Origin of the sequence: Xenorhabdus entomophaga (assembly GCF_037996725.1) — a bacterium.
Taxonomy (GTDB): domain Bacteria; phylum Pseudomonadota; class Gammaproteobacteria; order Enterobacterales; family Enterobacteriaceae; genus Xenorhabdus; species Xenorhabdus khoisanae.
The window spans coordinates 1-232 of record NZ_JBBMXH010000471.1 but is presented as its reverse complement, the minus strand read 5'-3'; the positions used below and the strand labels follow the sequence as shown (position 1 = coordinate 232).

1 protein-coding gene is annotated in these 232 nt (G+C 56.0%); it reads right to left on the bottom strand.

Annotated elements, in window-relative coordinates; genetic code table 11:
• A partial coding sequence (locus tag AAC854_RS23675) for an HK97 family phage prohead protease (protein WP_340619194.1) occupies window positions 1-232 on the bottom strand: 232 nt, incomplete at both ends.

Genomic DNA, 232 nt, shown 5'->3' with positions numbered 1-232 from the left:
CCAGCGGATCGTCATCAATGAGTAAGCGCCCCCTGAGATACAACCCGGTCTCGTCTTCTTTCATCTCGGTATAAATACCGATGGGTTCGTCCATCCGGTGCTGCCAGAGCAGCGCGGGCAGGCTGCCTTTCTCATTCCATTGCTTTAAGGTGTTCGCAAAAGCGCCGGGCAGGACAATATCGTCGTAGCTGTCCTTGACCCCGAACACCGAACCGTAGCCCTCGAACTCACC